We start from the raw sequence: 24,755 nt of genomic DNA on the forward strand, positions 1-24,755 counted from the left end.
TCCCGTAATATAGGTGAGCGTATGCTTAAAGTTGATATTGCAATTGTAGTAAGACATCCGATACTGCCTACGCGTGAGATAACGCCTATTTTTGACATTAAAGCAACTGCTGAGCATTCTGCTAATACGCCGCGAATTTCACCCTCCGGTAAAGAATATTGCAATTTCAGAGAATCTTATGTTCGCTATGATGTTGTTCCTGAAATACTAAAGGGGAGTAACCATGATAGTATCATTCATAATTTGAATACCTATTTTAAATCGAAAATAAAAGATAGACAAAAGCTTGAAGTATTTTTGCGAAGCGGCGGGAGTGTAACCTATGAATTTTATCTGAATGAACTATATGATGAAAATATATTTGAATTGTCTCCAGGGATTCTAGGTGAATGTGCTGATTTGGGTATACCATTATGTCTGACTATATTGATGGCGAGTGAAAATATAGTCTCTGACAATACAGATTATAAGATTCTAGATTTTGTAACTGTTTCCGTTGAGCAGCAAATATCATCCTTTGTGGATAATGTTCATACGCATAACTTTAATAATGGAATAGTTTATTATTCACACAAGATACCTTTAAATGGAGATACTTATTTAGAGAATGAAATTGATAGAGCTATTACTGTTTATAAAAAACAAGCTGTTGATATGTGTTTATCGATAAAAGAAAAAGTACGGTGTAAAATAATATTATGTCTAAAAACTTATTATCATTATGCTTTTGAACTTTCTTCCGAAATATGTAAGATGTGTGCTGAGTTGAATATTGGAATTATGGTATATTTTTAATCAACTTATTGAAAAGAGCTTGTTAGCTAGTGTATATTCTTGTCCGTTGTGAAACTACAAGGAGACAGGTAAAAAGTACCGTAGGCATATCTTTGATACGTTGAGGATTAATTTTTTTGAAGCGATGAAGCAGACGGCTTAGCTGTCTGCGTCTTTAACATCGGAGGCTCTGATAAGCTGTATGTGCAGCGGGAGCAATTAGGGAAAGGCGGGCTTTTAAAGAAGATAAAGTTACCGACCGGAGGAAGCTATAAGCTTGAGCACCGAGGAGAAGGGGACACGATGGTGTTGCCGTAGAGTAAGTATGTGTTAAGTAGCGTCACAATGAACTTAGGGTTACAGAGGAAAGTCGGGGACGGGCAAGGTAATCGAAAGCGAATACTATGAGGTAAAATAGTGAAAAAATATTATCTTATCATATTCTTTTTTGGGGTAAGTATTTTTCTTATTACTGGTCAAGAAATTATAAAACCAGAAGATGCAGAAATAATTGCACGAGCGAAAGATTTTTATCTTAGTGGTAAAGATTTATCTGAATTAACAAAAACAGGATTAGCTGGGGATATATACGATGGAATATGCGTATTTAATTATTATGCATATTCAGCATTTGATATCAATAAAAAAAATGAATGGATTGAGTTTTTAGCGGAAGAAGATTTTGCATTTTTTGAGTGGGAGCTTTCACGTAAGCTAATAAATTCTGAAGAAGACAATGATAGTAAAATAAGAGCTTTATATTGGATTTTTTCTGCTGAAAAAGACGGAGAAAATAATGCAAAAATTTTTATTAAAAAAGAAAAGTTAGAAATTGAAAGTCCTTATCCTCAGTTGGGAAAAGATATTTACAAAAAAGAAAATAATAAAGTTCTAGATTATGAAATAGAAGTTTTAACCGATTATGCCTTGCGAGGAGGAAAGAAAGAAGCCTATAAACTTTATGAGTATTATTGGGATTATAAACATGACAAGCAAGAGGCAGTTTATTGGTTACGGATAGGGGCACAAAATAAAAATGAACAGTGTCAGTATGAATACGGGAAATATCTCCTTGCCAAAGGCAATGAGAATGACAAGATAAGGGGGCTTTTTTGGATAAAAAAAGCGGCTAAAAACGGATACAAAGAAGCAGAAAAAATAGTAGGAAAATTAAAAGAAAATGAAGAGTAATTATTTTTATTCGCAGCGTAACTATCTCATCTCTCGGACAGCGATTGCAGCAGAAAAACACCACTTAAACAAAACAGCAGCGGCAAAAAGATTGAAGCAGTATGGTGCAGCGGAGCCGACAGTCGTAGCTTCGGGCGTAAATAGGCGCTTTGTTCATTATTCCAAGGAAAGAATTAGAGCAAAATGAAAAAGATAAAATATTTATCAATGCTTTTTATGTTTGTAGAATTACTCATTGCATGTTCAAACCAAGAAAAAAGAATAAAAGATTTATGGAAAGTGGAAGATACTATAAATTACCAAAATTTTACGGATGATGAAAATAAAAAAATAGAAAACCTTCTAAATGCTTTTTCTTTGGAAGAAAAAATAGATAAGTTAAATTGGAATAGTGGATACTCTCAACAATGTTATGTATTAAGAAAACTATATTTTGAAAAAATTATTCCAAGGGGAGTTTTTCTGGATAGCTGTGCTTCTGTATACAAGCGATATGAAGCTAATCAAACTAATATTTCTTTTCATACTCTGGGATATGCAGTTTGTCTTTATTATTGGGGAGAAAGGAAGCAGGCTAATGAATTGTTTATAAAAATTTTAGATAAATCAACTGAGAAATATTTTGCTTCAAAAAGGGATTACGAAATAATAGTGACTGTATGTAGTAAATTGCTGGGAATAGACAATGGTAATAATCTAAAGATAGACGAGTTCTTTTTCAATATGACCGATGATGATATAATTAATATATTTTGCGGAAATTAAAAATAAAATTTTTTTATAGAATTGATAATTATTTAATATTGAGTATATAGTTAGTTATGCCTGGTGTTATGGTTTTCCTTGGTGATAATTGAAAGAGAAAAAGAACGATACATCTACATGTCCTTTAAATAGTTCGTATAGCACTTATAAGTATGCTGATACTTATGGAGATTAACTATGTCAAGAAAACTGAATATTTTTATACTTATTTTGATAACAATTTTGTGTATGTTGTTTCTTAAAAATATAAAAAATAATCCAACACTTGTTATAAAACATGAAGAATGCAGTGGTATGATGAATTCTCTTGATTGTGATGTTTTGATAGAAAAGAAGATAGGAGACGAGTATATTCTTTATAAAGAATATACGATTTTTAAATTTGAGATATTAGGGGATAGTTTTAATTACACAAGAAAAGACCTATCTCTTGCGGGTGGGGAAAGAATTGTTTTGTCAATGCAACCAATGAAATATCGTATAAAGTGCGTAACTCCATTTGATAAACAAAATGGATATTTAAATAAAAAACATGATTGGATTTCTGATTATGTATATGTGGATTTTACGCATGATTCTATCGCAACAATAGTTATAAATCCAAAAATTGATGCATTTGGTTATTCTGGGGGATGGGAATTAAGCATTAGTTATAAGTAAGATGAGTATAGTTTTGCTTCTATGATATAGTGTGTGAAAATAATGATGATATTGCGCAGAATGATAGTACTTTGATTTTGGCGTAGGGGCAGGTTTACAAGTAACTTGGAAAAAGGAGAAAGAATGAGTTCTGAAATAAAACTAAATTTGGTGGCATGTTTATGTATTTTAGTTGCAATTATCTTTGTAATTATGTTTGTTTTATTTGATAAAAAAATTGGGGGAAATGTTTTAAATACAAAAAGTTATAAAACAGAAACTTCTTTTTTTATCGCAGATAAGAATGGAAATCAAAGAGAAGTCTCAGAAGAAATTTGGAATAAAAGTTATAAAATTACAATTGTAACTTTTATTTTTCTATCGTTTGCTATGATATGTTTATTTTATTTTTTTTCAAGATATATATTTATTCCAACTATGAAAAGAAATTTACAAATATTGATCTCTTTTTTTAGAAAAGTATGAATGTTATAAATATGCTGCAACTATTCAGTATCTAAAAACTAAGATATAGATAGAGTAGCATTCGAACGAATACGACACCTCCAGCGGTCGTGCTTGCTCATGAATTAACACAGAGACTTCACTATGCTGCAGGTTCGGGAGATAATAGGCATGATTCTTATACGGAAAATGTATTAAGGAGATAATTAGAGCATTATGAAAGGCTTAATCATTAAATATATATGTATCATTCTATGGTATTGGGTTACAGTGTCGATTCCCTGTTTCTCCGAAGAAACTTTTGAAAGGCAGTTGGAAAAAAATATTGAAAGGATAGGTATCGAAAATTATTATCTATTGGAAACTGTATATAGAGAACGACACGGTCCTGTACCCTTCATTGCTGTCTATTGTGATGGTGGATTTTATTCATTGTATGACACAGGATTGGAATATGAAAAGATAGGAAATAAACGGTATTTTTTTGATTATAAGGTTAATGATAGTATCAAGAAGCTTTCGACGGAGATAGCTGATAAAAATATGCCTCTCAATGATTTTATCAACACCTATTTAGCGAAAAATGAACATGATGAAAGCTATAGGATATCTGATTTTGGCTATGGTCCATTTTTATCGTCAGAAATGATGGAAACTATCTTGTTTGCCGCGCAGTATAGTTATGATTTTTTAATTTTAGCTGAGAACGGTTATGAACATGAGATAAAATTATATTTGCCGGATTCGTATGAATATGCTTTAAAATATTATGAGGAGATATACGGATTGAAAAAACAAAAGTAAAAACTTGCAAGTTTAAACGGTAATACTGCTTAACAATTGGCACGGATACCGTAGTTTTATATGATGGGGCGAATATGAATTACAATAGAATTAACGCTATAATAAGAATGGTCGTATGTAGTACGTTGTTAAATTAACTGCAAATGAATTGGGTTTAAGAATATATGACAACGGCATAAAAGAAGACGAGTCTCGTAAATTAATGGAGATAAAGATGCTAATTCTGAAATGATTCAAACAGATGGCTGTAAAATTAATACCGTAGGTGCTTTTAGATATCATATTCCACTAGAGGCTAGCCCGATAAATAAAGGAGAAAAGAACAAAGATATGAAAAGAAATCTTTTAATCGGTATGATTTTAGTGGGGACGATGATACTATTTTTACAAGGAGCACAATTACGAAGTTATATCGGTAAATGGAAGATTGACCGTATCTTTACTGTTAATGAAGACTATCATATTATCGGAAATTTAATAAAGAATGAAGCTTATGCATACATGGGAGTGATTATAGTATATGCATCGATATAATGTAACTATTGAACGAAATCGAATTTTGAACGGTTATTCTAACAAACTCATAACTATTGCAAAAAAAATAATGTTAATTTAGATGATTTTTTTCAAAATTATAAAGGAATAGAAGGTCTTACTGTGAGTATGAAAACTATGTATTCTGTATCGCTTTGTATAGATCAAGTGCATGAAGTATCAATAAATTGCTATGGGTTTGACATAGGTATTTTTGATATAGATTGCTATTCATTTTCTTCAATATACAATGAAATAATTTTTTCATCTCACAATTATTTTTCAGCATATAAAAATCGACTGAATAGTTCTTTTCTTTTTTCAACATATTCTGATGCTTTTGATTTTTTACAGTATCATAAAAAAATAGATGATAGTATGCATGATATTGAGCACACTGAGTTGCTGAGTATTTATAGGGTACTAAAACCGAATTGGAAAGAATAACTAAGATGAAAAAAAAGGTGAATGTTATTCTCCCGGTTGTATAATAAAAATAACCCCTAAAGATGCAAATATTATCGGTGAGATAGAATTCAATGCTATCTTATGATATACCATATACACATGCTGGTATAAAAACTTATTACCTCTGGAGGTGTAAAAGTGGAAGAAATAAAAATTATAGAAGGAATTGTAATTATGATGTTTATATTTCCGGCACTCGCCATAATGGTGGTGATCTTTCTTGCAGTTTTTACTCATATCTCTTTTCATCGCACAGGGCTTGCTTCTTTATTCTATGAAGAGGCTACAAAAGAAGGTGTGTTTTTTCCTAAAAATGCGGTCTCCAATGACGGACTCATATCATCTTCATGGGATAGAACCAGATTTATTATAAGATGGTGCTTAAAAGAAGAATATGCAAAAGAGGATTCAATACAAACGAAAGCGATAAAGCGAAAATTTTTTATTTTAAATATGATACAGCTGTTATGCTTTCCATTATCCTTAATATGGATTTTATTATGTTTAGTTACAATAGTTTTAACTTTTTTTCTTGTTTAGAAAGATATAAGGGCATCTCTAAAAACTCGGTTAGCTTTTAGAGATGCCCGACGAGTATTTTTTATAAATTTTTATACTGTAATAATTTATAAAAAATACATCGCAAATAAATCTAAGGGAAACCTCTAAAAACGGAAGTTTTTAGAGGTGCCCATAAGCATTGTGAAGGGGCTGCACAATATAGATATACCCCTAATGAAACAGTTGGTTTCACCTACGACTTAAATATAGGGCTTTACCATGCATATAGTTATGGGTTGTAAAAGTGAAAGAAATCAGTAAGATATGTGAGTGATGAAGCTGGAAATTTGACTGAAATATCTAAAGTTCATAGGTTTTGCAGTTTGATCATTTTGATTGTTGTGTTTAGATAGCTTACTTTTTATATATCTTATGTGTAAATATCTGCTATTGTAAAGTTGTGCGGTTTTTTGAACGATTGAGCAGAAAAGCGATGCCTTTTGGGAAGAGGCGGAGCAGATACAAGGAGAAAGAAGAATAAATAATATGCATGATGGAGGAGTTATAATATTAATTATAGTTGGATTAATTACATCTTTGCAGTTTGTTGTACGTTTCATAATTGAACCATTCGTAAAGAGTAAAGACGGAGAAAAAAATAAATATAGTAAAATAAAAATTTTATTAAGCGTTTTTTATTGTATATTTTTCTTGGTTTTATTATTTCTTGATTTAAAAGGATTCTTTGAATATAAATAACAAAAAATATAAAAATTAATGGTATTACTAAATCGGTTATAAAACCAATTAATGAATTTTATTTTTTTTGATAACTTGAAAGAAGAACCGGAAACTCTAATTTTAGATTTTAATCAGGATTAATGCACAGCAAGAATTCAATAAGCTTTTAGACTATATACGAACCAATCATATCACAAAAATAAGTACGTTTTGGGGCTGTTCCTAATATTTGTGTGTTTTCGCATTGTATTAAGAGTACAAAAAGAGTTATAAATATAAGCGGGTTTAATCCGGAATTTTAGAGGTGGGCATGGAAAAATATTTTTTATCTTCAGGTGAAAATAAACAATTAGAATATGTAAGAGAATGTGAGTATATACGATATGTAAAATTTTCAACAGGGAAATTAGCAGTGATTGCAAAAATTAGTGAGCCTGTGCAATGGAAAGATGAAAAAGGGTTTCATGGATCTGATTATGTTATTATTACATCACGACATGAGGGTTATGATATAAAGAACATAATATACTTTCCAACTTTTGTGTATGTAACTGTTTTAAAAAATAAAGATTATGATTTGATTGAAGAAATAGTAGCAGATGATTTAATTACAATTGGAAGAGGAGAATTATATAAAACTTATGATAGAGCAAAAAATCATATATTTGATTAATTTTTTTATATACTAATTTAAAAATAGGATCCTTTTGGAAAGATGCAAAAAAGATATACTGAAGTAATGAGATTTTTGGGGAAAGTAAAATTTACGTTAGCAGAAGAAAAGTTAAAGGATTGTGAATTGTCAGCTGGGGCAATACTGCCTAATTCTTATTCTGATGGACATAGGAGGAGATTCGCAAATGAAGAATATAAATCACTTGATTAAGGGAAGTATTTTTTTTCTGCTCTTTTTTACACAAACGCTTTATGCCGACATATCTTTTGATAAAGATAATAATATGTATTATGAGAGCCTGAAAAACAACTATCGAATAGAGGATTTATATATACAAAATAATACGTATTATGTGAAAGTTAAAGATAAGTGGTTAGTCTTTTACGAAGGTAGGTTGATAGGTGAATTTAATTATACAAGCCTCGTTGTAACAAAGAACGGTCTATTGGGACACAATAATAAAAATAATACGTATACATTATTATCGAATGATTTAAAAGTATTACAAGATAATTTGCTGTGGGCAAGTATAAACAATTACGGGATTATAATAAAAGAGAAGAATAAAGAGTTGCTGGCGATATCTCCTGATGGTTCAAAAAAGACTTTAAAGGGGTATGATTATGCTAAGATGTGTTCTAATGGGTTCTATATTGCATGGAATGTTACAAGATTAATACCGCAATGGTTCTTATTAAATACTAAAGGTAAAATGATTGAATCAGCTGATACAAAAATAATAGAATTTGATGGAAAATTTTTTATTAAGAAGGATAATAAAATTATAGTGATAGACAACTATAAAAAGAAAGTTCTTGATGAAAAATATAGTGATTTTATGGAGGGAAGAGAATATATATTTTTATTTAATAACGGTACAAAAAGATGGGAGGTACATGATAGTAACCTTAATTATGTGCTTGAAATAGGTTTACCAAATATTTCAACTAGTATGGTTTGTCATAATATTTTGTTAATATATGATAGACAAGCAGAGATATTGATAATGTATAAAATTGATACGCATACATCGATGATAATTGATGACGATCGAATGGGAGAAGACTATTTATTTATAAAATACGAGAATGCTTGGAAGAGAATTTATTAGTATTATTAAGTGTTATAATATTGATATTTATAGAAATATTATTTCATTTCATGTATTGGAGTAGTAAAATGGTATTAGTTCATAATTTTTTTGTTATTTCTGATTTACGTGATGTTACTAATAAAATTAATAATCAATTGGATCTAAACTGTATGTCAGAACGGTATAAGCATGTCTCAATTCATGATGATATCATTATTTTTATTTTTAAAACTTTGAAATGGTTTAAATCAGAAAATGATACTAAAACGAAGGCAACGAAAGGTCTTTTTTATTATGGTATTAGTCTAATTGAATCTGATAATTTGAATACTTTTCTTCACATAGTTGTCTTATGGAAAGAATTGTTCAAATTAGCTCCTGAGACGGATGTAATACCGGAATCTGGTTTTAGTAAAAAAGAAATTATATCACAAATTGAAAATTTAATTAGACTATTAGAATATGCAACTAAGAGTAATAAAATTGTTTTGCATTTGGGAATCTGAAATATTTAGGGTATTAGTTCTGTACAGAAAAATTTTGAGGATCATTTTAAAAGGGAACTTCTAAAAACTGAAAAGGCGGAAGAATAGAATGAATAGGCGGACTGCTCGGATTTGTTTTTATATTGCTTTAGTAACATGTTTTATTGTAATTATATTGTATATAATTGGATATAGAGGAACCTATATTTTGTATTATCTCCTCGGCGCTATTGCTGGTGCAGGAATGTTTCCAGCTTGTTATTTAGATTTCAAAAATGACTGTAACAACGATGACGTATCTCCTTCTAATATAAAAGGATTACTAACATCTGTCTTTGTTTTTATGATTTGTTTTTTTATGTTAATTAAGACATTGATTGGATAAATCCCCTTTCAGTGAGAACAGCTAATTTTTTTAAATTTAGTGATTCATCGATTCAAAGCCAAGGAGGACGTCGATGACCTTAAAACGAAAGCTCATTTTCAGTGTAGTCTTTATTTTTATTGCGCACATCGCGTGTGGACAAATTTTACAAGTTGCCGATAAAAAAGGAGATTGGACAGTTAGTATCTATGAATATGACAAGGCGTATACTACCATTGAAGCAGTTAATCTGAGAAATAGAAAGAATATAAAAATTGAAGGAATTACGAGGCTTAATCCTCGTATGTATTGGCTTAATGAAGATATACTAAGAATTGACTTTGGTAGTCCTGTTGCACCGGATATGTCATCATATTTCTTTTCTACCAAGTATGAAAAATTTTCAAATCATATTTTTTTTGCAACAAATTTTGTAGATTTGAATAACGAATTGGTTCTCTGTGCAGATACTACTATTTCGATAGTAGATATATTTAATGGTGGAAAAAGTACTATACTCATACTACCGCATGATATTTTTCGTGCTGGATGTTATTGGTTCTGTATAGGGAAAAAAACTAAATTTGATAATAAGGTTTTATTTTTAGAGTATTTGGTTGAAGGGAACAATATAGATACATATAAAATAAAAAAATATGAAATTCCTAAGGAAAATATTGAATAATGACAAAAATAATGTGTATTCAGCAATTTTAACTAAAACAATCAGGAGCTGTCGGAATGATAAAAAATAAAATTTTAATAACTCTTGTGATTTTTTCTTTCCTATTCCTATTAACGTCTTGTAAATCAAAGGAAGAAATAAGTATTATATCGCAAATACAAAAGAATGGTTTTGTTGATTTAGCAATTTATTGTGAGAAATTCGATAAAATTATAATTTATGATGAGGGAAAATATTATTATGATAATAATAAAGACGAATGGATTGGCCAGAAAATATATTATTTTTTCGATGGAAAGGTTGAAAAAGTTATTAATATACGTTCTTGTCCTGCTGATGTTCCGTATGGTACTATTATTTATTTTTATCCCTATACGGATGGGAAAATTATTTTAAGTAAAGGCGATACTATATTTTATCTTACACAGATAGAGGAATATAAAACAGGAAAACTGCTAAGGCTTGAAAATCAAAAAAAAGACATACAAACATGGTCGCTTGATTAGATGCGGCTTTCTAAATGATGGTTAATGAAATGCAGAAATCGCCGGAAAAGAAAATATATTCCGAAGCGATTTCATTAGTCTTATTGTTGATCGATTGGGATTAGCGTTCGATTACCGTTCCGTCAGTACCAATATTCAGTATTTCATTCACCGAATTTATTAAAGTAGCCTTGAATAAAAATGATCGGTGTCCCTTTATCGCCGCTGCCGGAGGTAAGGTCGCACAGCGAACCGATTAAGTCGGTTAATTGGCGAGGGGTCGTTCCTTGGGCTTCTTTTTGATCAATTTGTGACGAACAGGCATTTTTCTTATGCTCGCTGATGTAGGTAACCATTGCCTGGTACTGTTCTTTATCGGATAAATCCTTAAAGTTGTTGTCTGCAAGGTATTTCAGCTTTACCTCATGCGGTGTACCGGATAATCCTGCGGTAAAGCCGGGCGACACAACAGGATCGGCAAGCTCCCAAATCTTTCCGACAGGGTCTTTAAAAGCTCCGTCTCCGTATACCATCACTTCAACCGTTTTGCCGGTTTTTTCTTTAAGCATCAGTTGAATTTTTTCTACCAATGTTTGGCAATCATTCGGAAAGAGCTTGACGGAATCTTCCGTTGCCTTATTCGAACCGAGTAGACCGTATGCACTGTTGTATCCGCTGCCGTTAACCGGCCGCGAAAGTACATCGTCAAGCCCGTACACACAAACTGCCCCGCGCTCTTTTAATCGCCGTTTTGTATTTGCCCGTGTGTGGATATCGCAGACAAGCACGTGTTTTGTTGCGGAAAGAACAGCGCACGGATCATTTGCCAATAGGATAGAAGATTGTGCATTGTATTTTTTGATGATTGAGTTATAAAAAGCGATATAATCGATACCCGTAAACGGGTGTTTATATGCCCCGAAGCGCTGCGTAAACTCCTCAGCTGTAAAAGTATCCTGCCAAGGATTTACTGCCTCCGCTTTACCCGTATCAGGATCCATCAGCCGGTTTCCAACCTCGTCGGAAGGATAGCTTAGTACAAGTGTCAGTCTGTTTCCTGCCTTTGCGATACCCTCCAAACAGATTGCAAAACGGTTTCTGCTTAGGATAGGAAATACCAAACCGATATGTTCGCTGCCGAATTTTTCCCGTATATCGGCGGCAATCTGGTCGGTAGAAGCGTAATTGCCTTGAGCCCGGGCAACAACAGATTCCGTTACGGCGAGGATATCCCGATCGTGAATGGAAAAGCCTTCCGTTTCCGCCGCCGACAAGAGCGTATCAACCGCTATTGCGGCAATATCATCTCCGGCATGTACAATGGGTGCTATCAATCCCCGCGAAACCGTTCCGACCTTCTGAGGCATAATCTCTCTCCTTAGGATACCCCTGAGCGCACTCGGTTATTGGGAGTATCCTTCCGTTTTATTTTAACCGGGCGGCAGCTGTTTCGGCTTTTGCCCTGCTTGGATATAACTCTACACAAGAACGTTGCAGCCAGCCATCCGTAAGGTGTACCCACAGTTCGCTTTCCGAATCTCTTGATACGAATTGCGTCCCTGTTACTTCGTATATTTCTTTCCGCCGAGCATGGTTGACAATGATACCGTTTGCCCCCGGACTATCTTTTAATGAGATATAGGTTTCGACAATAACGGCAAACCGGTCGGCATCATTTACGGCTGAATCAGGCGGCAGTATGATAGAATCCAGTGTTGCACGATTAGTACAGGAGAATAAGACCAAACAGGAAAAAAGGCACAACACAACAATGCGGCATACCGCGCCCAAGCCGCTTCGTATCACATTTTTCACAATTATCACTGATAAAATTTTCGGAGCTCGGGAATAAACAGCGCATCTGACGGAACTATCGGAATATTCTGCATCTCGTCAATCGAAAACCATTTTAATTCGGAGTGTACCGAAGAAACACACGTTTGATTTTCCGGAATGATTACTTCGTATGCAAAAAGATCAAAATTACGGTGTTCATTTTGAAAATGTTTACGCGCAATAAACCGCCCGACGGATACGCGGACGGCAAGCTCTTCTTCATACTCGCGGATTAATGTCTGCTCGTGCGTTTCGCCTGCTTCACACTTTCCTCCCGGAAATTCCCAATGATCTCCGACATCTCCGCCCGGTGTGCGCAAGCCAAGCAAAAATCTGTTATCCTTTCGGACGATACCTACTACCGATTGGCGCATAGGCTATAAGAACAGTACCTGCGAAAAAAGCAGGTGAGTAACACCGGCAAACAGGCAGAAAAAGCCTATCGGCTGTTCAAAGTTAAGAATACGAGCCAAAAACGGCGGTAGTGTCAGCTGATTTTCGGCGGCTTTAATCCAACGGTCAAAGAATACGATGCTGCCGAGGATGCCCGAAAGCGCGGGGATAATATCGCCGACCAACGGTACGTTTCCTGTAACGGGGCTGAGAAGTTTAAATACGGCTGAAATGCCTGAAAAAATCAGCAACACCAGCAAAAACGTCGGATCGTTGAGGAGAGGATATTTAATGCCGAAATCATCTTTGTCTTTTGCAGAAAGGAGTAAAATTCCCCCCATCATAAGATTGGTGGTGACGGAAAGAAAATAGAATGGTAACATATATGTGCCCCCCGTAACGCATGATAAGCGCTTTTAATAGAATATCGTATTTATAAAAAAAAAGCAATTCATACCTACGCATTCATCGGTACAGAACACATCATAATCGAGGGCTTGACCTAAAATGGAATTTCCTTCATAATCGCATTGTTGCCTTTGGGGGTGTAGCTCAGTTGGCTAGAGCGCTTGCATGGCATGCAAGAGGTCAGGGGTTCAATTCCCCTCACCTCCAAATAAAATCAACAACCCCGACGCAGAGCAGCGGGGTGTTAAACCCTCCGCACAAATAAAAAGAAGGTAGGCAGAGAACCGCGTATGGATATATCAAATCTTGATCCTGATCTTGCAGCCTTATTGGAAGATATTCCTGTAGCGCCTTCTACTTCTGCCCCATCGCTTGACCTGTTTGGTGATATCGGTGACGATATTCTTCTATCTGCTTCACCGGAAGCGTCCGGCGGTTCGGAACCGAGTCCTGCCCGTGTTGATCTTACCGTTAAAGCTTTTCCTAAAATCGAACATTTTTATAATGAAACTCCTCATACCTATTTCGATTCGGCAGATTTTTATAAAAAAGTCCTAAAGAATTGCGGCGAGGCTTCTCAGCGTTTGCATAATACGCTTACCAAATATCTTACCACACGCGATCAAAAAGACCGTACCGTGTATCGGCAACAGCTCGTCACAAATTATTGGCAGTTTATTTCCGTGCTTGTGTTAAAGTTACCGACAGATGAATCCGCAATCGAAAAAAAATATGCATTACGGTACGGACTCATTTTGCCGACGCTTTTAACCGCTGAACAAAAAGATACGTTTGCAAAGATTATCGATGAAAATTCCTACAATGAACCCGTTTATTACCTTGATGAGTGGTTCCATGATATTGCCGTCGGATTGATTAATCCTTCTTCCACTGATGAGGTACGGACAAAACAAAAGAACATTTCGACTCAGTTTCAGCAACTGCTCAATAAGGCGCAGGGTAAATTGCAAAGCGCGGAAAATTTACTCCGTGCAAAATCGGATGAACGCTCCAGTGCGGAAGAATTGCTTAAAAATCAAGTCCATGAGTTATTTGTGCATGACAGTCTTGCTGGTTTTGCAGGGATAAAAGAGCCGTTTACCGAAATACAGAAGCGCAATGTGAGTGATCTGAGCGATAGCATTCGGCGAATTCTTGCGCTGGATAAAGAATTGTCCAACTTCTTGAATGAATATCGCCGAGTGGATGACGATGTCCGTTCGTTGAAGGAAAAAATCGAGGTGAGCGGCGACGGCGAGTTGAATGTCTCCGATGTAAATACGGAGCTGGAAACCGTCCGGCAAATGGTTAAGATGACCTGCGGACGGCAGGGTAATCACTTCCCTATTTTATCGCGTGAATTCTTCCGATGTACACCGAACGAAATCGGTATTAGAGAAAACGTATTGGAGATTATGCGCTGGATTGAAAGCATTGACTGCGAAGCGTATTGCCGCCAGTACCGCTCTCAGCTGAATAGAATCCCTCCGTTCGTGGTACTTATTCCTTCTTACGGTGATATCGGTTTTTGCTGGGAACCCTTTGACCGGTATAACCGCGTAACCAGCCGCGGGCGTATTGCCATTCCGATGTATACAAAAAATTTGAAAAATGCACTGCTAACGGCTACAGCCGACCTTCGATGGCAGGTTGCGAAGGAAAAGGCTTCATACTATTGGATGGAAGAAGGTTTAACCGGTAATTACTATCAATGGTTCCAAGCTCAAAAATTGAAAGGCGACGTAAAAGAATACTTTATTGAAGACTATCTCATCTGGATGACTAAAGAAAGCGAAGGAATACAGAAGCTCGATAAAGAAGTCCGTAACGTATTCTGGCGTTATATGCCGTTCAGCAAGGCTGTTAAGGAAGAGCTGAAAACCCGCGCGCCCATTTATCAAGAGCTGTGCCAAAAAGATTTAAACCGCCAGATGTCCGACGGTTATTAATCTCTGTTTTTACCGCTTATTTTTTGTTATTTAATCCGTACTTATTCATTATTTTCTTCATGATCTTACCGTAAAAGAAAAACGATAATAGAATACCGGCAATAACCGAGAAAGGCAGTGCCGCTAAAATACTTTCATTTACAAATTTTGCCAGCAAGATAATGATTGCAGCACATACTGCGCTGCATCCGGCGATAAGTACGAGCGTTACCAATGTTCCGATAACTAAAAAAAGAATAATATTCCGCATTTATTCCCCGTCTTTTGGCGCAGCCGGAGTTTTACTTTTGCCTTTCCATTCTTGTATGAAAAGTGCAATAAATAAACCTGCCCCGCATACCACAATAGCGGAATCTGCAACATTAAATGTCGGCCAGCGTTCCAAACCGAAAAGACCGAAAAATTTAACATCGATAAAGTCCACAACACCTTCCGCCCTAAAAAAACGATCGAGCAAATTGCTTATTCCGCCGCCGATAATACCGCTTAAAAACCAGCGCTGCAGCCGTGGAAATTCCGATTTAAAATAGACTACGCAGATACCGGCAATAAAGCAGGCAGGAATGCAGGCCATTACGATAAAACGCATAACGGACGAAAGTCCGCTTCCGAGACTGAACGCCGCTCCGGTATTGTAAACACAGACAATCCGTATGAGGTCTCCGAAAAAAGAAGCCCCCACAGACCACGGGGCAATCGATGTAATAATCAGCCATTTGGTTAATTGATCAAGTGCAATAACCGCAAAGGTTAGTATCAGCGGTAAAAAGTAATCTCGTTTGTTTTTGATATTCATCGGCACAGTATAGTGGAATTTTTCCGAAAGGTCTACAAACTTTATCGGAATAGAGAAAAAGCCGATACATAATAAGGAAGGTTGTTATGATTTGTATCTATTTTGAAATTCCTTATGAACGGCAGCTCTTGAGAATTGCTCCGTTTGAAATACAAAAATTATTGAATACTATCGCGGAATCGGCTGAAGCCAACGGTGCCTCATCATTTAAAGTTGCCTGTGCCTCAATTTACCGCTTTAGCAGCCATGAAGTTGCTTCGGTGTTTTCCGCTAATTTATTTTTGCAGAATTTAGCCGATTTACTGCGTGTCTATAAAAGGCGGGTGGTAGATTACCGAATTATTATCGATTGCTGTGAAGAAACGGATTCTGAGGATGTTATTGCAGATCATTTTGCCGCTTACAGGAGTGTGCTTGTGCCGAGCCGCAGTTTTTTTGCCTCCGCACAAGCAGAGCGGCTTTTAAAATCCTATATCCGGTTTGAATATGTGCCTAAAGTTAAACTTTACTACAGTGCGGATTTTATCGTACCGAAAACAGATCACGCCGAAACGGCGGAATCCCAATGCTGTATCTACCTCTCGAATACCGGTACGTGGATACATGCGCTGTATCATTTTATGCTTTTACATCCTCTTACCGAGCACGCGGTAAAGACCGTGCTTTCAAAAGACGAACAAGCACAATACGAGAACGCAAAACATGTGCAGTATTATTTCCGCCGGAACCGGTTTTGTTCAAATTATCCCGATTATTTTATTGACGCATTTTTATTATATACACGCCTCTATTTTCAGGTCTTTGTAAAAAGTTATCATACTACCGAATTAACGGTTATATATACCGAAAAAAATGCGGAGGCGGCGAATCATCTCATCGGTGTACTCCCCATTACCGCTCATTCAAAGCTTATGCCGGAAAAATCGATGGCATTTGACGGCTTATCGGTTGATTTTTTGCAACTTGCGTATCTTACGATATGTGCTTCTGTGTTTATCTTTGACGATGAAATGCCGGAATTTTTTCTTTCGCTGCATAAAAGCGCTCCGTTTATTACGAGTTTGTATGAATGGATGTATGCAGTCGGTATTACCGAAGTAAAAAACGATATATACTCGGTAACCCCATACGCTGTCGAGCGATTGGAGCAGCGGCTTGGAACAGAAAAGAATAAGGCGAAACAGTATATAGCCGATTTCCTATGGGATAAATATAAAAAGGGAATGTTATGTCCCGATGAAAACCTGAAAGATATTTTTGGCGCGCTTCAATTTATTCCGGAAGATCAATTTATGCTGCATTATTTCTTCCATAAGTACTCAGATAAGGAAATACCTCAGATTGATATCAGTCCCTTTAAGTCTACGGTTTTTTTCCCCGCTCTCGAAAGCTATCAAAAAGCATTAAAAATCAGTAAACAAAAAAATATTAACGAAGCGGTTTATGCGGTAAAAAAAGCGGTCAGCTCCGTTCAAGCGCATACCTTTCCTGCAGGTGAATATCGTGCGCTTTCCTGTGTGGCTTTTCTGCATTTGTCTCAAAATAAAATAGAGGACGCCATAACATATTTTCAATATGCGCTTGATATTGCCGAAGTGCTGAACGACAGCAGTTTTATATGTGAGGCATTGTTTAACCTCAGTATCAGTTGCTTTTTACAGAATAGTTTACATACTGCCGAAAATTTTCTCCGCCGGCTCTTAGAGGATGCAGAGTGTTATTTTGAACAGCCTAAAAAAATACCGTGCTTGTTTATGCAGGGGAGAGTTGCATTGCAATTAGGTGATTACGGCAAAGCGGAGCTTTTATTTCAAGAGGCGGAAAAAGCAGCTTCGAAGCACTTCCAAGAATGGGCGCCCCTTTGTAGAATTTGGTATGCAAGAGCATTATCCCAAAAGGGACAAACAAGCAAGGCGCAGCCGATCTTTATTGCAAACCTCGATAAGTCTCCCGATGCCCGTTTGTTTTTGATCGAATCATTTTTATTTGCTCCTATTCTTCGCGATGAACGCGCGCAGATACAAGTGAGTCCCGAAACATTTACCGCTGTGCTTGAGCCGTACCAAAGCGGTTTTGTACTTGCAGAGGAATTGGTCTGGGGGCATCTATACGGTAAACCGGCAATGCAAATATGCTACGCCGCTCTTGACAGCTATTACCGCTTTAGACTTGCTGCTAACTTATTGGAAGAATCTGCGTCGGTATATTTGCAAAAACTTGAGGACACTGCACGGGATGCGCTTAAAAATCATGATATGTATGCTTCGATATATTCGTATCTTTGCTACGATGCAATTCTCCGCCAAGAGGGAAATACATCCGATACCGCAAACGGATATTTAAGCCGTTCGTTTAAAGCGCTGCAAAACTGTATGGATACGATGACGGAGAATACGGTGCGTGATAAGTTTATTTTTCGTAATGTGTGGAACGCCAAACTCTATGCTGCGGCGCAAAAGAATAAATTGATTTAAAATTGCCGCTTTTGCAAATTGAAATATGTTACGGAGCTTCCGTCTGCGGAGTCTGCGCTTCCTCTTCGGCTTTGCAGGCGGGACAAAGACCGGTAAGTTCTATGCTATGTGATGTCATGGTAAAGCCCGTTTCCGATAAGATCTGATTTTCCAAATCGTGCAGCGGACAGACGGCAATGTCAGCCGAAGCCTTGCACTTACTGCACACAATCCTGTGGTGATGTTCTGTTCCCTGTTGAGAGGCAATCTGAAAATAGGCTTTTCCGTTGGGATGCATACTTTTTGTTATAAAACCGGATTCGGCAAGCGTATGCATTGTTCGATATACCGTCGACAAGTCGATTTGCAGATCTGCCCCACAAGCTTCATGCAGCTCTTCGACGGAGAAAGCCTTATCCTTATCTTGAGATAAAATACTGATGATTAAGTTCCGTGCTTTTGTTTTGCGCAACTTTTTTGTAACGAGCGGGTTTTCCATACTTTTTGTGTCCTACGCACTATCTATTCGATAGTTCGATTATATCGGAGAATGTTTTTTTTGAAAGGGTAAAAACTCAGCGTACCAAAAACTCAGCGTTCAGACAGCCGTATAAGACAGATAGATCGAATATCGCAGAAAAAAGAAGTTGTTGAAAATAATCCGATGTGTTCGATGCCCTTCTATTGGCGGATGTGCTTTTTTTTGTATATTTATCCAAAATATGTGATGATTCGTGCAGAAGATTTTAATACTCCGGTGCTTTGCGCTGTGATAAAGAGTATGAGCGCCGGATGCAACCACCTTATGTTTAAGAGGATCGCGTATGAAGCTTTACAGTAGAAAACAACTTATTTTTTCTGCAGCCGTTATCGGCTGTTTTATTGCACTTGCCGCTTATGGGCTGGGCTTCTATTTGGGGCACGGAACAAAAACGCCGCAGGGGGATGCCGCAGCCGAGCTTGAAGCATTGGCGGAAAGTAATGCAGCCCTCACACAACAGAGCGGCGGGCACATTGACGGCGTAGAAAATACCGGTGACGGGAGCGTGTCTGTCTTAGAAGCAGCGGGGCAAACAAGCCCTTACCTGACAGCTGCCGCGGAACCGGCGAGCCGTTACACCGCAGAAGAAAAGCAAAATATTTCGGTGTACGAAAATACGAACGATGCGGTTGTTAACATCACCACGGAAACGGTCGGGGTAAACTGGTTCCTTGAACCGATTCCGCAGGAAGGCGGTTCCGGTTCGGGCTCGATTATCGATAGCCGCGGTTACATCCTGACCAACACGCACGTTATTGAGGATGCGACAAAGATATTCGTATCCCTTTCGGACGGCAGCCAGTACAATGCAAAGGTAATCGGCGTAGACCGTGAAAACGATCTTGCCGTGCTCAAATTCGACCCGCCCGCAAACACTCAGCTTACGACGATAAAATTCGGCGATTCGGACGGGCTTAAGGTAGGGCAGCGGGTACTCGCAATCGGAAACCCCTTCGGCTTAACACGGACGTTGACGGTCGGTATTGTATCCGCCCTCGGCCGCCCGATTCAAACCGATAAAAACGTCATCATCAAAAATATGATTCAAACCGACACAGCAATCAATCCCGGTAATTCGGGCGGGCCGCTCCTCGATTCGGACGGCAAGATGATTGGCATCAATACGATGATTTATTCTACGTCGGGCAGTTCGGCAGGGGTCGGCTTTGCGGTGCCCATCAACACAGCTAAGCGGGTTGTATCCGAAATTATCAAGTACGGAAAGGTTCGGCGTGCGTCCATCGATGCGGAGCTGGTACAGCTGAACGCTTCGATTGCAAACTATGCGGGGCTGTCGGTGCAGCGCGGTTTGCTGGTTTCCCGTGTTAAAAAAGACAGTAATGCCGAAAAGGCGGGGCTTCGCGGTGGAGCGAATGCCGTCCGTTACGGTATCGGGAAGCGCGCTGCGGTTATCTACCTCGGCGGCGACATCATCACCCAAATCGCCGGTCAGGCGGTCAGCAACCTTAGCGAATACTACGCTGTTTTGGAAGATAAAAAACCGAACGAGAGTATCGCTGTAACGGTGCTCCGCGGAAATAAGACCGTAAAATTGACGCTTACCCTTTCCGAACGGAACGATGAATAGGTAACGAAGAAAAATGGCAAAAAAGAAAGCCGGCGGACGGATATTCCGGTGCAGCTCCTGCGGGTACAGCCAGCCGAAATGGCTCGGACGTTGTCCGAGCTGCGGCGAATGGAATACCTTTGAGGAGCAGTTCCAAGAAGCGGACTTTACCCCCGGCTTTGCTTCAAGCGCCGCTGCCGTGCGGCAAACAGACGAAGCGCATCCTATCCCGCTTGAACAGGTGGAGGTACACGATACTGTCCGCATTACAACCAGTATTTCGGAATTTGACAGAGTGCTCGGCGGCGGTGCGGTAAAGCGTTCGGCGGTATTAATCGGCGGCGAACCCGGTATCGGAAAGTCGACATTGCTCTTGCAAGCGGCAGCTGCCGCAGCAGCCGGAGCCGTAGGGCAGCGGACGCTTTATGTGTCCGGAGAAGAGTCCGCCGGGCAGATACGCGGCAGGGCTGACCGGCTCGGTGTTCCGCTCAAAAATATCGAACTGCTTTGCACCAATTCGGTGGAAAATATCGAAAAAGTATTGAATAATCTCAATCCCCTTATCGTCATTATCGATTCGGTACAAACACTCTTTTCCCCGCAGGCGGGAACCATCCCGGGCACGATCAATCAGCTCAAATACTGCGCCAACGAATTGGTGCAATGGGTAAAAGAGCGGGACGCAGTGCTCTTTCTTACCGCTCATGTAACAAAGGAAGGCGTTATCGCAGGGCCGAAGGTTCTGGAGCACATGGTCGATACCGTTATCTCTTTTGAGCGGAATGAAGATGATGTGCGGTTTCTCCGCGCCCTTAAAAACCGCTTCGGTTCGGTGGATGAGCTGGGAATTTTCAGGATGGATGAAAAAGGCTTGGCTGCCGTACAGGATCCCGCCGCGCTGTTTATCATTCAACGGCAAGGTGAGCTGCCTGCCGGGTCTGCGACCGTACCGGTGTTTGAAGGTAGCCGTGTGTTTATGGTAGAAATTCAGGCGCTTACGGTACCCGCTAAGGGCACAATGACGCGCGTATTCTCCGATAAGATAGATTCCGCACGGGTTAGCCGCGTCGCCGCCGTACTGGAAAAACGGATAGGCTTGCGGTTCTCCGATCAAGATATCTATATCAATGTCGCCGGCGGCATCCGGTTGCGGGAACCGGCTATCGATTTGGCTTTAGCGCTTGCGCTCTACTCTGCGCGGACGGATATCCCCGCGCGTAAAAACGAAGCATTTATCGGAGAGCTTAGTCTTGCCGGTGAGATCAGACCGGTACGCCGCTTAAAGCCGCTGATTAAAACCGCGCAAAGCCTCGGCTTTACCCAACTCTATGTCCCGGCAGCTGCCGGCGACGGCGATGACCCCGACCCTGCAATGCAAGGCATTACCCGCGTAGAAAACCTCGCTGAAACAATCAAGCACGCGTTCGGTGCGGGGAAGTAAAGGCCTCTTGTGTTCTGCTGTGACTGTGTGGGATCGCTACCATTCGTGGAGAATATGGAAATGGCGATCGGGTATAACAAAATCTTTGTTGACACCGCAATTTTTATCTATTTTAAAATTACCTCAGCTCAAAAACCATCTCTATTTGCGCGTCAAAGAGAATCTTTCCGATTGGAGCGCCGCCTGACTCCGAAGTGCCTCCAGCTGTCTGCGCGTACACAACTCGATTTTGTATGATAGTAATGGGAACCTCTAACAACATCAAACCTATCGGCTTGTTCTGTAAGGAAGTGATTTATCATATCCGCTAAAGCGGATTGCGAATCAGTTTTTTAGAGATGCCCTAATATCATGATTTCCCCTATTATATATCTATACGTATCCTCTACATAGCGGAAGAGAATCGTGATATAATAAAGAACAAGATGGATAAAATATCGATTAGATTTTTTAATGATACGGAAGTTCGCGCCGTTTGGGATGAAGAACACTCCAAATGGTGGTTTAGTGTGCTTGATATCATCGGTGTTCTAAATGAACAGCATGAATACGAAAAGAATCGTAACTACTGGAAATATTTAAAAGCAAAACTGAAAAAAGAAAATCCTCAGGTGGTTAGTGCTACTACCCAACTGAAATTAACTGCTGCCGACGGGAAAAAATATAAATCGGATGTAATGGATTATAATCAAGTAATAGAGCTTGCAAAAAATTTTCCGAACAATAAATCCATGCCGTTTATCCAGTGGTTTACCTATTCTGAAGAAACAATAGATGCAAAAAGTAAAACAAAGGCATACGCGCTTTTTGAAAGTTCATTGCTGGACAGTATTGAAGTTGGGACGATACAGGGATTACAGCAGATTCATGCCTATCTTTTTGGGGGGACTGTATAATTTTGCCGGTAAAATCAGAACCGTAAATATTTCAAAAGGCGGTTTTCAGTTTGCAGCAACAGAGTTCCTTGAACAAAATCTTGCCGGAATAGAGAAAATGCCGGATACAACGTTTGAACAGATCGTAGAAAAATATGTCGAGATGAATATCGCCCATCCTTTCCTATTATTACGAAGAAGCGGAGTAATATGCACCATTTTCTTAATATTTGTTTACAATTTTTTCCTTGACGTAACGGTGCTTTTTCCGTATACTACTCAAACTTTGTCTGAGGAAGCCTTTTTTGGTAAACTAGCCTCAGCTTGTTTTATTTGCCAACTTAGCTCACCTGGCAGAGCAGCACCCTCGTAACGTGCAGGTACTCGGTTCAAGTCCGAGAGTTGGCTTTTTTATCTTTTTCCTTTTAATTTCTTCACTAATCCTTATATATTGTGAGACATCCTAAAAAAAAATTAGTTTTTTGCGTTTTTTTGCTTGTTTTTGCGGTGAACCGTGCTATACTGGTACAAGGGTATTGCAGTATGAGTCAGACACAGTTTGTCGTTAAGGGTGATTTTATATCAGCCGTAACAAAAGACCGTCTTGTAGCGCATCCGAATGCGTATGCGCTGTGCGAAAACGGAAGAATAATCGATTTTGTTACCGCATTGCCGGAAGGTCAATGGGAACGTGTTCCCTGTTTTGATTTTTCCGGTATGCTGATTGTCCCCGCCTGTGTTGACTTACACGTTCATGCGCCACAGTATGCATTCCGCGGAATGGGGATGGAGCTTGAACTCATCGATTGGCTGAATACCTATACCTTTCCCGAAGAAGCGAAATATGCCGATGCTGATTACGCTTTGCAGAGCTATCGGCTTTTCACCGATGATCTTGAAGCGAGTCCGTCCTGCCGCGCGGTAATCTTCGGTACCATTCATAACAGCGGCAACCGTGTGCTGGCGGACTTACTAAAAGCTAAAAAGATGCCGTGCCTCGTCGGCAAGGTGAATATGGATCGGAATGCGCCCGACTACTTATGCGAAACGGCGGAATCATCTTTTGCCGCGACCCAAGCCTTTGTTGATTCATTTAAAAATGATGATACCGTTGCTCCTATTATAACGCCCCGCTTTGTACCTTCGTGTACGCCCGCTTTAATGGATAATCTCGGCAAGCTGGCAGCAGCCCGGCACTTGCCTATACAGAGCCATCTTTCGGAAAATAAAAAAGAAATCGCGTGGGTGAAGGAGCTTCATCCCGAATGCAAAAATTATGCCGAAGTGTACGACCGCTACGGTCTTTTAACCGATAAAACCATCCTCGCTCATTGTGTGCATCCTACCGACGCAGAAATAGAATTGCTGATTCGGCGCGGCACGTATATTGCGCATTGTCCCGAATCGAATATCAATTTAACCAGCGGCATTGCCCCGATCGCGCGTCTTTTGGATGCGGGCGTTCATATCGGGCTCGGCTCAGATGTGGCTGCCGGTTCTCAACTGTCTCTGTTTAAGGCGATGATGGCAGCGCTTCAAGTTTCAAAAATGCGGCGGTATTTTTATGAAGGCGAGCGTGCGCTTTCCGTATCGGAGGCCTTATACCTTGGAACGAAAGGCGGCGGTTCCTTCTTCGGCGATACCGGCAGCTTTGAAAAAAACTTCTGGTTTGACGCAGTAGTGATCGATGATACGCAGTTGAGTGCACGTACCGATTTTTCCGTTGAGCAGCGGCTGGAACGTGCGCTCTATTTGATGGAACGGCACAACATGGTTGCAAAATTCGTACAAGGCCGTTGCGTATGGAATAAACGGTAGGAGATATA

General features: G+C 38.8%; 27 protein-coding genes and 2 tRNA genes. 22 read left to right on the plus strand and 7 right to left on the minus strand.

What is annotated here, in order from left to right:
- The first annotated feature begins 21 nt into the window (after positions 1 to 21).
- The 14 genes from QI63_RS07055 to QI63_RS07130 all read left to right on the plus strand — a co-directional run bounded on the left by QI63_RS07055 (position 22) and on the right by QI63_RS07130 (position 10,691).
- Positions 22 to 795 carry a hypothetical protein gene (locus QI63_RS07055; RefSeq protein ID WP_044015064.1) on the plus strand — a complete coding sequence of 258 codons (774 nt, stop codon included), beginning with the start codon at positions 22 to 24 and terminating at the stop codon, positions 793 to 795.
- A 396-nt stretch (positions 796 to 1,191) separates the two neighbouring features.
- A complete protein-coding gene (locus tag QI63_RS07060) occupies positions 1,192 to 1,965 on the plus strand; it encodes an SEL1-like repeat protein (RefSeq protein ID WP_044015066.1) in 774 nt (257 codons plus the stop codon).
- Positions 1,955 to 2,152: a hypothetical protein gene (locus QI63_RS07065; RefSeq protein ID WP_044015068.1), complete on the plus strand. Its 198-nt coding sequence runs from the start codon at positions 1,955 to 1,957 to the stop codon at positions 2,150 to 2,152. The genes QI63_RS07060 and QI63_RS07065 overlap by 11 nt, the downstream gene beginning before the upstream one ends.
- The gene (locus QI63_RS07070; RefSeq protein ID WP_044015070.1) at positions 2,149 to 2,730 is read left to right on the plus strand and encodes a hypothetical protein; all 582 of its coding nucleotides are present in this window, start codon (positions 2,149 to 2,151) and stop codon (positions 2,728 to 2,730) included. The genes QI63_RS07065 and QI63_RS07070 overlap by 4 nt, the downstream gene beginning before the upstream one ends.
- A gap of 177 nt (positions 2,731 to 2,907) precedes the next feature.
- On the plus strand, positions 2,908 to 3,390 hold the full coding sequence (locus QI63_RS07075) for a hypothetical protein (protein ID WP_044015071.1): 483 nt from the start codon (positions 2,908 to 2,910) through the stop codon (positions 3,388 to 3,390).
- Positions 3,391 to 3,513: 123 nt separating this feature from the next.
- Positions 3,514 to 3,855 carry a hypothetical protein gene (locus QI63_RS07080; protein WP_044015073.1) on the plus strand — a complete coding sequence of 114 codons (342 nt, stop codon included), beginning with the start codon at positions 3,514 to 3,516 and terminating at the stop codon, positions 3,853 to 3,855.
- A 195-nt stretch (positions 3,856 to 4,050) separates the two neighbouring features.
- Complete coding sequence (locus QI63_RS07085; protein WP_044015075.1) at positions 4,051 to 4,638, plus strand: hypothetical protein; 588 nt, start codon at positions 4,051 to 4,053, stop codon at positions 4,636 to 4,638.
- Positions 4,639 to 4,866: 228 nt separating this feature from the next.
- Entirely contained in the window at positions 4,867 to 5,172 is a 306-nt protein-coding gene (locus QI63_RS07090; RefSeq protein ID WP_044015076.1) for a hypothetical protein, read from the plus strand.
- A 606-nt stretch (positions 5,173 to 5,778) separates the two neighbouring features.
- Complete coding sequence (locus QI63_RS07100) at positions 5,779 to 6,180, plus strand: hypothetical protein (protein ID WP_044015078.1); 402 nt, start codon at positions 5,779 to 5,781, stop codon at positions 6,178 to 6,180.
- A 1,012-nt stretch (positions 6,181 to 7,192) separates the two neighbouring features.
- Positions 7,193 to 7,555, plus strand: coding sequence for a hypothetical protein (locus tag QI63_RS07110; RefSeq protein ID WP_044015081.1), 363 nt, complete (start codon positions 7,193 to 7,195; stop codon positions 7,553 to 7,555).
- A gap of 187 nt (positions 7,556 to 7,742) precedes the next feature.
- Positions 7,743 to 8,669 (plus strand): hypothetical protein, encoded by a 927-nt coding sequence (locus tag QI63_RS07115; protein WP_044015083.1) that lies wholly within the window; start codon positions 7,743 to 7,745, stop codon positions 8,667 to 8,669.
- Between the two features lie 68 nt (positions 8,670 to 8,737).
- A complete protein-coding gene (locus tag QI63_RS07120; RefSeq protein ID WP_044015085.1) occupies positions 8,738 to 9,157 on the plus strand; it encodes a hypothetical protein in 420 nt (139 codons plus the stop codon).
- Between the two features lie 437 nt (positions 9,158 to 9,594).
- Positions 9,595 to 10,185: a hypothetical protein gene (locus QI63_RS07125; RefSeq protein WP_044015087.1), complete on the plus strand. Its 591-nt coding sequence runs from the start codon at positions 9,595 to 9,597 to the stop codon at positions 10,183 to 10,185.
- Between the two features lie 56 nt (positions 10,186 to 10,241).
- Entirely contained in the window at positions 10,242 to 10,691 is a 450-nt protein-coding gene (locus QI63_RS07130; protein WP_044015090.1) for a hypothetical protein, read from the plus strand.
- A gap of 143 nt (positions 10,692 to 10,834) precedes the next feature.
- On the opposite strand, the gene QI63_RS07135 is transcribed toward QI63_RS07130, so the two are convergent.
- The 4 genes from QI63_RS07135 to QI63_RS07150 are packed head-to-tail and all read right to left on the minus strand — an operon-like array spanning position 10,835 to position 13,282.
- Positions 10,835 to 12,037, minus strand: a complete 1,203-nt coding sequence (locus tag QI63_RS07135; protein ID WP_044015092.1) for a coenzyme F420-0:L-glutamate ligase — start codon at positions 12,035 to 12,037, stop codon at positions 10,835 to 10,837.
- A 58-nt stretch (positions 12,038 to 12,095) separates the two neighbouring features.
- On the minus strand, positions 12,096 to 12,494 hold the full coding sequence (locus tag QI63_RS07140) for a class II glutamine amidotransferase domain-containing protein (RefSeq protein ID WP_235619650.1): 399 nt from the start codon (positions 12,492 to 12,494) through the stop codon (positions 12,096 to 12,098).
- Complete coding sequence (locus QI63_RS07145; RefSeq protein ID WP_044015094.1) at positions 12,491 to 12,880, minus strand: (deoxy)nucleoside triphosphate pyrophosphohydrolase; 390 nt, start codon at positions 12,878 to 12,880, stop codon at positions 12,491 to 12,493. Before QI63_RS07145 ends, QI63_RS07140 begins: the two co-directional genes overlap by 4 nt.
- A 3-nt stretch (positions 12,881 to 12,883) precedes the next feature.
- Positions 12,884 to 13,282, minus strand: a complete 399-nt coding sequence (locus tag QI63_RS07150; RefSeq protein WP_044015096.1) for a hypothetical protein — start codon at positions 13,280 to 13,282, stop codon at positions 12,884 to 12,886.
- Positions 13,283 to 13,440: 158 nt separating this feature from the next.
- Here QI63_RS07150 and QI63_RS07155 point away from each other — a divergent pair.
- Positions 13,441 to 13,514, plus strand: a tRNA-Ala gene (locus QI63_RS07155).
- Between the two features lie 83 nt (positions 13,515 to 13,597).
- On the plus strand, positions 13,598 to 15,256 hold the full coding sequence (locus QI63_RS07160; protein ID WP_044015097.1) for a hypothetical protein: 1,659 nt from the start codon (positions 13,598 to 13,600) through the stop codon (positions 15,254 to 15,256).
- A gap of 16 nt (positions 15,257 to 15,272) precedes the next feature.
- On the opposite strand, the gene QI63_RS07165 is transcribed toward QI63_RS07160, so the two are convergent.
- Complete coding sequence (locus QI63_RS07165; protein ID WP_044015098.1) at positions 15,273 to 15,506, minus strand: hypothetical protein; 234 nt, start codon at positions 15,504 to 15,506, stop codon at positions 15,273 to 15,275.
- The gene (gene lspA, locus QI63_RS07170; RefSeq protein WP_044015099.1) at positions 15,507 to 16,052 is read right to left on the minus strand and encodes a signal peptidase II; all 546 of its coding nucleotides are present in this window, start codon (positions 16,050 to 16,052) and stop codon (positions 15,507 to 15,509) included.
- An 86-nt stretch (positions 16,053 to 16,138) separates the two neighbouring features.
- On the opposite strand from lspA, the gene QI63_RS07175 reads away from it, so the two are divergent.
- On the plus strand, positions 16,139 to 18,526 hold the full coding sequence (locus QI63_RS07175) for a tetratricopeptide repeat protein (protein ID WP_044015100.1): 2,388 nt from the start codon (positions 16,139 to 16,141) through the stop codon (positions 18,524 to 18,526).
- Between the two features lie 28 nt (positions 18,527 to 18,554).
- On the opposite strand, the gene QI63_RS07180 is transcribed toward QI63_RS07175, so the two are convergent.
- The gene (locus QI63_RS07180; protein ID WP_044015101.1) at positions 18,555 to 19,004 is read right to left on the minus strand and encodes a Fur family transcriptional regulator; all 450 of its coding nucleotides are present in this window, start codon (positions 19,002 to 19,004) and stop codon (positions 18,555 to 18,557) included.
- A 325-nt stretch (positions 19,005 to 19,329) separates the two neighbouring features.
- On the opposite strand from QI63_RS07180, the gene QI63_RS07185 reads away from it, so the two are divergent.
- From QI63_RS07185 to QI63_RS07210, 5 genes are all read left to right on the plus strand, one after another.
- On the plus strand, positions 19,330 to 20,634 hold the full coding sequence (locus tag QI63_RS07185; RefSeq protein ID WP_044015102.1) for a S1C family serine protease: 1,305 nt from the start codon (positions 19,330 to 19,332) through the stop codon (positions 20,632 to 20,634).
- Between the two features lie 13 nt (positions 20,635 to 20,647).
- A complete protein-coding gene (gene radA, locus QI63_RS07190; protein ID WP_044015103.1) occupies positions 20,648 to 22,054 on the plus strand; it encodes a DNA repair protein RadA in 1,407 nt (468 codons plus the stop codon).
- Positions 22,055 to 22,479: 425 nt separating this feature from the next.
- Positions 22,480 to 22,950, plus strand: a complete 471-nt coding sequence (locus QI63_RS07200; protein WP_235619651.1) for an NOC3 family protein — start codon at positions 22,480 to 22,482, stop codon at positions 22,948 to 22,950.
- Positions 22,951 to 23,264: 314 nt separating this feature from the next.
- Positions 23,265 to 23,337 (plus strand) — tRNA-Thr (locus tag QI63_RS07205).
- A gap of 135 nt (positions 23,338 to 23,472) precedes the next feature.
- Positions 23,473 to 24,747 carry an amidohydrolase family protein gene (locus tag QI63_RS07210; protein WP_044015105.1) on the plus strand — a complete coding sequence of 425 codons (1,275 nt, stop codon included), beginning with the start codon at positions 23,473 to 23,475 and terminating at the stop codon, positions 24,745 to 24,747.
- Positions 24,748 to 24,755 lie beyond the last annotated feature (8 nt).

Origin of the sequence: Treponema sp. OMZ 838, from assembly GCF_000775995.1 — a bacterium.
In the GTDB taxonomy this organism is placed as follows: Bacteria; Spirochaetota; Spirochaetia; order Treponematales; family Treponemataceae; genus Treponema.

Bases quoted from the DNA above. Each gene is read 5' to 3' on its own strand.
- QI63_RS07065 (WP_044015068.1), top strand. From the start codon at position 1,955: ATGAAGAGTAATTATTTTTATTCGCAGCGTAACTATCTCATCTCTCGG.
- QI63_RS07130 (WP_044015090.1), top strand. From the start codon at position 10,242: ATGATAAAAAATAAAATTTTAATAACTCTTGTGATTTTTTCTTTCCTA.
- radA (WP_044015103.1), top strand. From the start codon at position 20,648: ATGGCAAAAAAGAAAGCCGGCGGACGGATATTCCGGTGCAGCTCCTGC.
- QI63_RS07075 (WP_044015071.1), top strand. From the start codon at position 2,908: ATGTCAAGAAAACTGAATATTTTTATACTTATTTTGATAACAATTTTG.
- QI63_RS07145 (WP_044015094.1), bottom strand. From the start codon at position 12,880: ATGCGCCAATCGGTAGTAGGTATCGTCCGAAAGGATAACAGATTTTTG.
- QI63_RS07110 (WP_044015081.1), top strand. From the start codon at position 7,193: ATGGAAAAATATTTTTTATCTTCAGGTGAAAATAAACAATTAGAATAT.
- QI63_RS07080 (WP_044015073.1), top strand. From the start codon at position 3,514: ATGAGTTCTGAAATAAAACTAAATTTGGTGGCATGTTTATGTATTTTA.
- QI63_RS07090 (WP_044015076.1), top strand. From the start codon at position 4,867: ATGATTCAAACAGATGGCTGTAAAATTAATACCGTAGGTGCTTTTAGA.
- QI63_RS07175 (WP_044015100.1), top strand. From the start codon at position 16,139: ATGATTTGTATCTATTTTGAAATTCCTTATGAACGGCAGCTCTTGAGA.
- QI63_RS07120 (WP_044015085.1), top strand. From the start codon at position 8,738: ATGGTATTAGTTCATAATTTTTTTGTTATTTCTGATTTACGTGATGTT.
- QI63_RS07135 (WP_044015092.1), bottom strand. From the start codon at position 12,037: ATGCCTCAGAAGGTCGGAACGGTTTCGCGGGGATTGATAGCACCCATT.
- QI63_RS07115 (WP_044015083.1), top strand. From the start codon at position 7,743: ATGAAGAATATAAATCACTTGATTAAGGGAAGTATTTTTTTTCTGCTC.
- QI63_RS07160 (WP_044015097.1), top strand. From the start codon at position 13,598: ATGGATATATCAAATCTTGATCCTGATCTTGCAGCCTTATTGGAAGAT.
- QI63_RS07200 (WP_235619651.1), top strand. From the start codon at position 22,480: ATGGATAAAATATCGATTAGATTTTTTAATGATACGGAAGTTCGCGCC.
- lspA (WP_044015099.1), bottom strand. From the start codon at position 16,052: ATGAATATCAAAAACAAACGAGATTACTTTTTACCGCTGATACTAACC.
- QI63_RS07085 (WP_044015075.1), top strand. From the start codon at position 4,051: ATGAAAGGCTTAATCATTAAATATATATGTATCATTCTATGGTATTGG.
- QI63_RS07210 (WP_044015105.1), top strand. From the start codon at position 23,473: ATGAGTCAGACACAGTTTGTCGTTAAGGGTGATTTTATATCAGCCGTA.
- QI63_RS07165 (WP_044015098.1), bottom strand. From the start codon at position 15,506: ATGCGGAATATTATTCTTTTTTTAGTTATCGGAACATTGGTAACGCTC.
- QI63_RS07125 (WP_044015087.1), top strand. From the start codon at position 9,595: ATGACCTTAAAACGAAAGCTCATTTTCAGTGTAGTCTTTATTTTTATT.
- QI63_RS07185 (WP_044015102.1), top strand. From the start codon at position 19,330: ATGAAGCTTTACAGTAGAAAACAACTTATTTTTTCTGCAGCCGTTATC.
- QI63_RS07180 (WP_044015101.1), bottom strand. From the start codon at position 19,004: ATGGAAAACCCGCTCGTTACAAAAAAGTTGCGCAAAACAAAAGCACGG.
- QI63_RS07055 (WP_044015064.1), top strand. From the start codon at position 22: ATGCTTAAAGTTGATATTGCAATTGTAGTAAGACATCCGATACTGCCT.
- QI63_RS07150 (WP_044015096.1), bottom strand. From the start codon at position 13,282: ATGTTACCATTCTATTTTCTTTCCGTCACCACCAATCTTATGATGGGG.
- QI63_RS07070 (WP_044015070.1), top strand. From the start codon at position 2,149: ATGAAAAAGATAAAATATTTATCAATGCTTTTTATGTTTGTAGAATTA.